The organism is Acidobacteriota bacterium, assembly GCA_034211275.1.
Taxonomy (GTDB): domain Bacteria; phylum Acidobacteriota; class Thermoanaerobaculia; order Multivoradales; family JAHZIX01; genus JAGQSE01.
Genome location: JAXHTF010000245.1, coordinates 1 through 9,271, shown reverse-complemented (window position 1 = coordinate 9,271; position 9,271 = coordinate 1). Strand labels below are relative to the sequence as shown.

Sequence of the window (9,271 nt, the reverse complement as noted above, 5' to 3'; positions counted from 1 at the left end):
AGCGCGGAGATCGCACGCCATCTCGCCGCGTGCTCGTCGGTCGGCTTGTGCGACGTACTTCCAGTACGCCTCCGCGCCTTCCTCCTGCGCTGCGACGATCTGACCCACGCTTTCCGCGCTTATCTGCTTTCAGTCCAGTTTCGGACTCTCCCTTGCAACTTTCTTCAGCTGCGGAGGACCCAATGGTGAGATTTAACTTCCTCAGTAGCGTGCTTCTGACCTCTCTCCTCGTGCTGGCGGGATGTTCCGGCGAGCCGTCGCCTGGGGCGACATCCGAGGCGGAGGCTGTCGCCCAGGTCGAGGTCTCGAACCCGTCGACCTTTGCGCGCCCGGACACGCTGGTGACCTTCTCGCTCAACGAGCTCGGGGTGACCGAGGGCCCACTGCAGGTGTGGGAGGGGGATTCTCCTCGGCCCACTCAGCTCCTCGACGACGACGGCGACGACAGCCCGGACCGGTTGGCTTTCCTGGCGGGCCTGGAGCCTGCCGCGGCACATCGCTATTCGATCAACCAGGAAGAAGCCGGCGAGAGCCCGAAGCCTCGGACCCATGCCGAGGTGTCGATCAAAGAAGGTGGGGAGTGGAAGGAGGGGAAGTACGTCGGCGGCACGTTCCGCAACGTCGACCACGTCACCCCGCCGCCTCAATACACCGATCACGGTGAATTCATCCGCTACGAAGGACCGGGCATCGAGAGCGACCTCGTCGGCTATCGGATCTACCTCGACTGGCGCAACGGCTTCGACATCTTCGGCAAAAAGACCTCGGAGCTGGTGCTGCAGGACGTCGGCCAGGATGGCTACGACAGTTACCACGAGATGGCTGATTGGGGGGCGGACATTCTGAAGGTGGGGCAGAGCCTGGGCATGGGCGGCTTCGGCTATTGGGATGGTTCCCGGACGGTGCTGGTCTCCGATGTCGAGGAGCGCTCGGCCACCATCCGCTCCGACGGCCCCATCCACTCCTCCTTCGACATCGACTACCAAGGCTGGGATACCGGCGCCGCCACCGTCGACCTCACCGCCCGCTTCTCGATGCAGGCCGGCAGCCCGATGGTCGATGTGACCCTCGAGACCTCCGAGATCCTGGACAACCTGGCCATCGGGATCGTGGCGCACCCGGAAGCGGAAGTGATGATGGGGGACCTGGACATCACCGGCCAAGCCTGGAGCTACCTCGCGACCTTCGGTCCCCAGACTCTCTTCGAGGACGATCTGGGCTTCGAAGATGACCTGGGGATGGTGGTGATGTTCCGCAAGAACACCTTCGTCGAGAAGACCCAAGACGAGAGCAGTCACGTGGTGGTGGTGCGGCCCCACGGCCAAGTCTTCTCCTACGCTTTTGGGGCCTTGTGGGCGGGCGGGGAAGGGGAGGTTCAAACCCGCGAGGAGCTCGAAGCCTTCCTCCAGGCCGAGGTCGAACGGCGCACGGTGCCGCCGCGCATTCGCCTGAGCACCGAGGCTTCCCAGGCCGCCGAGTCCATGCAGCCGGTGGAGATTTCGACCCGCCTGGCGGAGTCCGAGATGGAGCGCCGCGGCGACAGCCTGGCCTACGGTAACTGGGATTCCATGACCTCCAAGCCCGCCTCCTGGACCTACACCACCGGCCTGCTGACCCAGGCCCTGGACGACCTATCCACCGCCACCGGGGATCCGCGCTTCGCTCAATGGGGCCGGCAGATCCTGGATAGCTATGTCGCCGAAGACGGCACCATCCACACCTACGACGCGGACCTCTTCAACATCGACCACATCAACTCCGGCAAGATGCTGCAACGCCTCTACGCGCGCCACGGCGACGAGAAATACCGTCGAGCCATCGACGCCCTGGGGGCTCAGCTGGAGGATCATCCCCGCACTTCCGAAGGCGCCTTCTGGCACAAGCAGCGCTACCCCCATCAGCTGTGGCTCGACGGCGTCTACATGGGGATGCCCTTCCTGGCCGGTCTGGGAGTCCTGGAAGGCGACGATCACAAGATTGAAGAGGCGGTGCACGAGTTCTCCATCGCCCGATCTCATCTTCGCGACTCGGAAACCGGCCTCTACTACCACGCCTGGGACGAGGCCAAGGAGCAGATCTGGGCCGATCCCGAGACCGGCCGCTCCCGCTACGTGTGGGCGCGGGGGCTGGGCTGGTATGCCATGGCCCTGGTGGACATCCTCGACGTGATCCCGCCGGAGAAGACCGAGCTCCGCGCACCGATCCTGGAGATCATTCCCGAGCTGGCGGAGAGCCTGGTGGAGTACCAGGACGAGACCGGCGTGTGGTTCCAGATCATGGACATGCCCGACGAGCCCGGCAATTACCGGGAGGCTTCGTCCACTGCCATGTTCACCTATTTCCTTGCCAAGGCCATCCACCAGGGCTATCTCCCCGACTCGTTCCAACCAGCGGCGGAGAAGGCCTACGCGGGCTTGGTCGACGAATTCGTTTCCATCCACGCCGACGGCTCCTTCCACCTGACCAACAATTGCGAGGTCGGTGGCCTGGGCTACGGTCGGGACGGCAGCTATCACTACTACATGAGCGAGCGGGTGGTGGAAAACGACCCCAAAGCCCTCGGTCCGGCGATCATGGCGGGCCTCCAGATTTCCGAGCTCGCGCAATGACCGCCGGCGGGTCCGACCCGTCGCCGCGAGATTCCACTGCATTAGGAGATGACCCCATGCCCTACCCGGGATTCGACCTCACCGGACGCTCCGCCGTCGTCCTAGGCGGCACCTCCGGCATCGGCCGCGCGCTGGTGGACGGTCTCTTGGAAGCCGGCGCCGACGTCGTCGCTAGCTCCCGCCAGCAGGCCCCCGTCGACGCCACCGCCCAGGCCATCGAGGAGTCCGGCCGGAAAACCTTGCGGCTAACCTCCGACGTTACCGACCGCGCTTCCCTGGAAGCTCTTCGCGAGGCCGTCCTCGACACCTTCGGCAAGGTCGACATCCTGATCAACTGCGCCGGCCGCACCCGCCGCACTCCGACCCTCGAGGTCGGCGACGACGAGTGGCAGGCCATCCTCGACACCAACCTCACCGGCACCCTCCGCGCCTGTCAGGTCTTCGGCGCTCCCATGCTCGAGCGCGGCTACGGCCGCATCGTCAACATCGCTTCCTTGGGAACCTTCGTGGCCCTCTATGAGGTCGCCGCCTACACCGCCAGCAAGGCCGGCGTCGCCGCCCTCACCAAGTCCCTGGCCATCGAGTGGGGATCCCGCGGCGTCCTGGTCAACGCCATCGCCCCAGGCGTCTTCCGCACCCCCCTCAACCAAGACCTCCTCGACGGCACCGACCGCGGCCGCGAGTTCCAGCTCCGCACCCCCCTCGGCCGCTTCGGCAAGATCGAAGAACTAGCCGGCGCCGCCATCTTCCTCTCCTCCGACGCAGCGAGCTTCGTCAACGGCGAGGTGTTGGTGGTGGACGGCGGGTTCCTGGCCAGCGGGGTGAATCAGTAGAGAATCAGAAGTTGGGTCCCCCTTTCTTTCGGCGTTGCGTTCAGGCTACCGTTGTGCTCCTCGGAAAAGCTCCCCTGCATCATGCGAAACCTCGTCTACTACATTGCCACCACCCTCGACGGCTTCATCGCTCGGCCGGACGGATCGTTCGATGACTTTCCGTGGGATGACGAGTTCATCCGGTGGCTGCAAGAGATCTATCCGGAGACCTTCCCTGCCCCCATGCGGCCGGATGCGACGCGGGCTGAGAACCAGGCTTTCGACGCTGTCCTCATGGGGCGGCGGACGTATGAAGTGGGGGTTCGTCAAGACCTGACGAGCCCGTATCCGACCCTGGACCAATTCGTCCTCTCCAGCACGATGGAGCAGTCGCCGGATCCAGCCGTCACGTTGGTGTCGGAGGATGTCGCCTCCTTCGTGGCGGACCTCAAAGCTACGCCGGGCAAGGACATCTGGCTGTGTGGCGGGAGTGTGTTGGCTACGAGCCTGTTCGAGGCTCAGCTGGTTGACCGGGTGATCCTGAAGCTGAACCCGGTGCTCTTCGGTGAGGGCATTCCCCTTCTGGATCGACGTTTGGCGACAGTGACGCTGACCTTGGAGTCGAGTCGGGTATTTGCTGGCGGGCACGTGTTGCTCGACTACCGGTGTTAGCACCGGCCCTTGGTAGAACCTAGGCTCCGGGTCACGTCTCTCGCGAGCCCGAGGTCAACAAGTCGGTCCCCCTTTCTCCCGCCTGCCTCTCGATTCTTTTCCCGGCCCCACAGCCTAGCTTTTTCAAGCCCTGGAAGCGCCGGCTCCCAGCCGGCCCTTTGGCGCTTGTAGGCAGCTCGAATCTTGCGTCAGAAGGTGAACCAGAAGGTGGGTCCCCCTTCTTGGCGTCCCGAGCCGAACACCGCTCCAGGACTTCTCGACCGCACCTCCCCCTGCCGACGGCGTCCGTGTTATAACCGAGGAAATTAATGAAAGAGGAGACGTTGGACCCTCACGTCGCAACGTCTGGACTCATTCTGGCTGGTCCACCCAGGCTTCCAGGAGTCTGACTCCGAACCCCAGCGTAGGCTGAGGTCTCGGAGCTTGGTACGACTTCGGGTGCCCTAATTCCTCCAAGGAGACGCCAATGTCCGACCGACGACCCTCCGCCGCCCAGCTTCTGGGGTTGGTGCTCGCGACCTGTGGTCTCTGTGCCTTGGCAGCTGAGTCCATCGCCTCGGAGTTCCCTACGGAGATTTGCGCTGCTGCGGAGCTCTCCGGCTCGAGGACTCCGGAACGAGAGAGGCTGAAGCTCGGTGCCAACTATGGCGTCGCCTTCTCCGGCGGTGGGTCGCGCTCCGCGGCCGCCACCATCGGTCAGCTGCGGGGCCTTCATCGAGCGGGCTTGTTGCCTTCCATCGACTATTTCTCGGCGGTGTCCGGAGGAGCCTGGGCGGCGGTGCCTTACACCTACTACCAGGGGGGAGAGCCGGGTATCGAGACCTTTGTGGGGCTGGATCTCTATCGCCCCCCGGAGCTGCTCTCGGATGAGGATCTGGAGAGCCTGCCCGAGGGCTCGTTTGTGAAAGCCCTGGGTGGAGTGGGTTTCTTCGTGACCCGAGCCCCTTCGGCGCTGATCCGCGGCAAGGGCAACGAGATCTGGTCGGACATCGTCGGCAAGGAGCTTCTCGCCCCGTTCGGGCTCTACGATCGAAGGTATCTCTTCGCTTGGGACAAACCGGTCGGCGATTTCCTGACGCGGTTACCGCAGAGCGAGGCGCGTCATATCCCCTACCTCCTCGTCGGCGGTGTCATCAAGTGTGGTCCCTTTGGCGACCGCCGGATCCTCCCTCTGGAGATCTCCCCCCTTTCTACCGGGGTCCTTCCCGGTGTCGCCTCAGACACCCGTTGCCCGCAAAGTGGCTATATCCCCACCTACGTCTTTGACAATCCGCCAGCTTCCACCAACGACTGTCCCGATAACGAACAGAGCTACCGGATCGAGCATAAGAAGGATCTGTTCACCCTCTCCGATGCTCTCGGCATCACCAGCTCGGCACCAGGTCTCCTCGTCGGGAAGCTGATGCCGTTCCAGACGGCGGTGATGAAGACTCCGGAGAATTGGGACAACTTCAAAGCTCGCGATGGAGGAGGGCTCGATAACCTGGGCCTACTGCCCTTGCTCTCCCGCGAGGTCGCCAACATCACGGTCTTTGTGAACTCGAAGCACCCGATCGAGCCGGATTGCTCCGGAAAGAAGTGCAAATGGCGCAAGCCGGTGACCTCCTATTTCGAGGTTACCGGCACCAAGAAGACCGGCTTCCTCGGTCAGGAGTCGTCGGGATCCGTCAACTCGAGCATTGCAGGAGTTTTCCAGGGCAACGGTGAGGAGCTGGTGAAAAGGCTGGCTGCCCAAAAGCGTGCAGGCAAGATTCCCTTCCACTGCGGGGAGTTTCCGCTGAGTGAGACCAACCAGCTAAAACTACCCTCCACCTACAAGCCGAGGATCTGCTGGGTCTATCTCGATCGGACCGAGGAGTGGGTGAAGCAGCTGGAAGGCGCCGAGGATTCGCTGGTCCACGCGCTGAAAACCCAGCAGCGCCCCTACCGAGACTTCCCTCACTACGCCACCTTTCTTTCAGAAGGCAGTCGGGGCCAGGCCGCGGACCTGGACAAGAAAGAGATCCTCGCCATGGGGCAGTTGACGACCTGGACCGTTTGCGAGATCGCTCAGGATCTGGTGGCGGGGGTTGAGGTGGGGTGCTCGCGGGAGGTGCGGGTGGGGGAGTAGGCGAGCGCGGAGCACTCCGGAGGTTCCAGGAAGCCGAACGGTTCCTGGCGGAGCACAACCGGTCCCGTCCCCAGTATGTCTTGGTCTTCCGGCCCGTTGGTGATGCATCGGGGCTGAGCCGGTGGGTACTTGGTGATTTGAGAAGCCCACGACCTGGGTGAAGGTATGGTGCCCTGTTGCTGAGGGGGCCGTTCAGTATCTTGCGTGGTAAGTATCTGGTGGCCCTCCGAGGTAACCAAGCAGTCCGCGAGCTTGTCTACGACCCCTTCGAGCCCATGGCCGCAGGGAGGGGTGTGTCCATGATCGAAACTTGCGGTATACTTTCACTCTAGCAATCGTCAAAGTATCGAGTCGCGATCTGGAGGTGGCCGTGAAACAGCACCTGAGAAGAGAGTGGCGAGCCGCTGGCAGGCTCCTACGACCGTGTGCGCTGCTCTCTGCCTCTCGCGAGGACCCATCGAATCCCCAGATTCGGTCCGGCCGCTCGGGCCGCGGTTTCGTCAAACTGCGCGCTATTTGACATCGTGAAGGGGGACGATCCAGATGGAGCAGCAGCGCGGCGATGGTACATAGAGCGCTTAAGGTTGGGCGGCTTAGAGCATTTCGCTGGCCCGGAGGAGGAGCTGTCGGCGAACAATGCATGAAGTCTCGTGTGAGAAGAGCATCAATGAATTGGCTAAGGTGGTAGCTCGCTAGTGAGAAACTACATTACTACAGTAGCTGTTGCGGCAGGCGGCGCATCAGCGGCGGCCGGGAGTAGGTACCTTATCGATGATCTCAGCCTCTCGCCAGGTTCTGCTCTTGCGGTAAGCACCCTGCTCGCAATCCTCGTTTACAGAGGTCTCGAGATTCTGCTCGTAGTTGTCCCTCTTCGGTGGAGATGGGCGCGCCGAATTCTGGATGTTAGGGCGCGATTCGAGGGTATTTGGATCTCGAGGACTGACAAAGAAGGCTCCAGGTACTACAACTATATTACGCTTAGCTACGAACCGAGTGCTGAAGATTTCTCTATATCAGGAATATCCTTCGGCAACGAGGACGAGCATCACTCTTCCTGGGCAGGAGCCAACATTGAGTTTGACCTCAAGAAACCCGTGGTTCGCTTCTTCTACGAAGCCTCCGTTCACGAAGCCGATGTTGAGGACGTACTTGGATTTGCCAGCATCAAGTTCCAAGGTGCGTCCTCAGGATCGTTTACCAGCGGAGCCGGGCACATCGTAGACACTGGTTCATCAAGTAAAAAATACCCTATCGTCTTCAATCGACTTGAGGCTGCTGAAATGAAAGATCTCGTAGGAATGAAGAAGGTCGCTACAATCGACCAAAAACAGAGCCTATTACGTGCTTATCGCAAACAGCATCCAAACTTCTGAGGTGGTGAAGAGCGCAGAATGCTGTAATGCCCGCGCGTTCAACTCCGCGACCATGCGTACTACTGCGCATCCGCTTGGATTCGGCCGTTAGTCAGAGCAAGAAAGATGAAGACACGACTAACGCCACACTACATTGACTTGGTGTACGACACATGCCACAAGTCATTCTGGCGTCGGAAGGCCCTTGCGAAGTTCCTTCGGCAGTGCGGTGTCTCGGAGTCTTTCCTTGCGTCCTGGACCTCTGACGAGTCTAAGCGGGATCTCCTTGATCGCCTTTTTCCCAGGCTACTGAAATCCAACAAAGGCAAGCGAGCACTTACGCTCATGGCGAAGTACCTGATGGAACAAACATACTTCCCTGACCTGCAGAACTGGGAGGATTCCGCCGAGAAGATCAAGGCAGCCCACGACGCAGTCGCTCGCCTGAAGAGATATCACCAGAAGCAGGAGGAGGAGATCCAGTCCGAAGAAGACAGACAGCGGGCACGCGCCGAATTCAGGCAACGGCAGGAGGCCGTTTCCCGTTCGCAGCAGAACCTGCAGAAACTCAACGACCAATTGAATGACCTAGGGGGCAGGATCGGCGAGCAACAGGCCGGCTATGATTTTCAGGACTGGTTCTATTCATTGCTGGACTTCTCTGAGATCCAGAACCGTAGGCCGTACACGCACGCAGGTAGACAGATCGACGGCTCACTTACACTATCGGGAACGACGTATCTGGTGGAGTTGAAGTTCACGGCGGGACAAGCGGATGCGACCGATATCGATAGTTTCTATCGGAAGGTGACGAGCAAGGCTGACAACACCATGGGAGTTTTTGTCTCGATATCGGGCTATTCGTCTGTTGCCGTCAAGGAAGCATCAGGTGAACGCACGCCAGTCTTGCTGATCGATCATTCACACGTCTACCTTGTGCTGGGTGGTATCATGGGAATGGGGGAAGTGATTGACCGGGTCAGGCGACACGCGTCTCAGACGGGGGAAGCGTACTTGTCCGCAAAGGAGTTCTCAGGATGAAGAGTGGCTCTTCCGGCATCGTAGTGGGTCCGCGATAGTCTCGGCAGTGCGGGACACAGAGCTTTACGCGCAGATTCTTGGAGTCCGGTCGCCGTAGACGGTCGGCCGCGTGGCGCTGCAGCTTGTGGGCGGTGACGTGGAGGTCTTCGTCGAGCACGGCGGCGGGGGGCGGGCTTGGCCTGCCCAGAGTGTGGGGAACTGGCGAGCCGGTACGACACGAGGCAGCGCCGATGGTGGCACCTGGACACGTGCCAGTACCGCACGGTTCTGGTGGCCGACGTTCCGCGAGTGAAGTGCCCACAGCACGGGGGTCAAGACGATCCATGCTCCCTGGTCGGAGCTGGGGTCGAAGCACCGAGCGATCTTCAAAGGTTCGTACAGCTGGGCCATTGGCTTCCGCCTGGAGCCGATCGAGCGCTCAGCCCGTGGCTTCCGCAACCGGGACCGTTTCCGTACCGCCATCTACCTCCACCTCGGCGGGCTCCAGCTGTACCCAAGAGCTGCCGCCCACCTGGGTTCCTGAGGAGCCGGAAGATTGCTGAAAGGGTCAAAATCCAATAGTTGCCGACAGGTGATGCATCGGGGCTGAGCCGGTGGGTATTTGGTGATTTGAGAAGCCCGCGACTTGGGTGAAGGTATGGTGCCCTATCGATGGGGACGCTGTTCAGTATCTTG

At 61.4% G+C, this 9,271-nt stretch carries 6 protein-coding genes; all 6 read left to right on the top strand.

Annotated features, from left to right (window positions below; all coding sequences use genetic code 11):
* Positions 1–182 precede the first annotated feature (182 nt).
* The 6 genes from SX243_23585 to SX243_23560 all read left to right on the top strand — a co-directional run bounded on the left by SX243_23585 (position 183) and on the right by SX243_23560 (position 8,596).
* Entirely contained in the window at positions 183–2,609 is a 2,427-nt protein-coding gene (locus SX243_23585) for a glycoside hydrolase family 88 protein (GenBank protein MDY7095968.1), read from the top strand.
* Positions 2,610–2,665: 56 nt separating this feature from the next.
* Positions 2,666–3,442 (top strand): glucose 1-dehydrogenase, encoded by a 777-nt coding sequence (locus SX243_23580; GenBank protein MDY7095967.1) that lies wholly within the window; start codon positions 2,666–2,668, stop codon positions 3,440–3,442.
* A gap of 81 nt (positions 3,443–3,523) precedes the next feature.
* Positions 3,524–4,093: a dihydrofolate reductase family protein gene (locus tag SX243_23575; GenBank protein MDY7095966.1), complete on the top strand. Its 570-nt coding sequence runs from the start codon at positions 3,524–3,526 to the stop codon at positions 4,091–4,093.
* A gap of 466 nt (positions 4,094–4,559) precedes the next feature.
* Positions 4,560–6,203, top strand: a complete 1,644-nt coding sequence (locus SX243_23570) for a patatin-like phospholipase family protein (protein MDY7095965.1) — start codon at positions 4,560–4,562, stop codon at positions 6,201–6,203.
* 695 nt (positions 6,204–6,898) lie between these two features.
* Positions 6,899–7,576: a hypothetical protein gene (locus tag SX243_23565; protein ID MDY7095964.1), complete on the top strand. Its 678-nt coding sequence runs from the start codon at positions 6,899–6,901 to the stop codon at positions 7,574–7,576.
* 324 nt (positions 7,577–7,900) lie between these two features.
* Complete coding sequence (locus tag SX243_23560) at positions 7,901–8,596, top strand: restriction endonuclease (GenBank protein ID MDY7095963.1); 696 nt, start codon at positions 7,901–7,903, stop codon at positions 8,594–8,596.
* Positions 8,597–9,271: the final 675 nt, after the last annotated feature.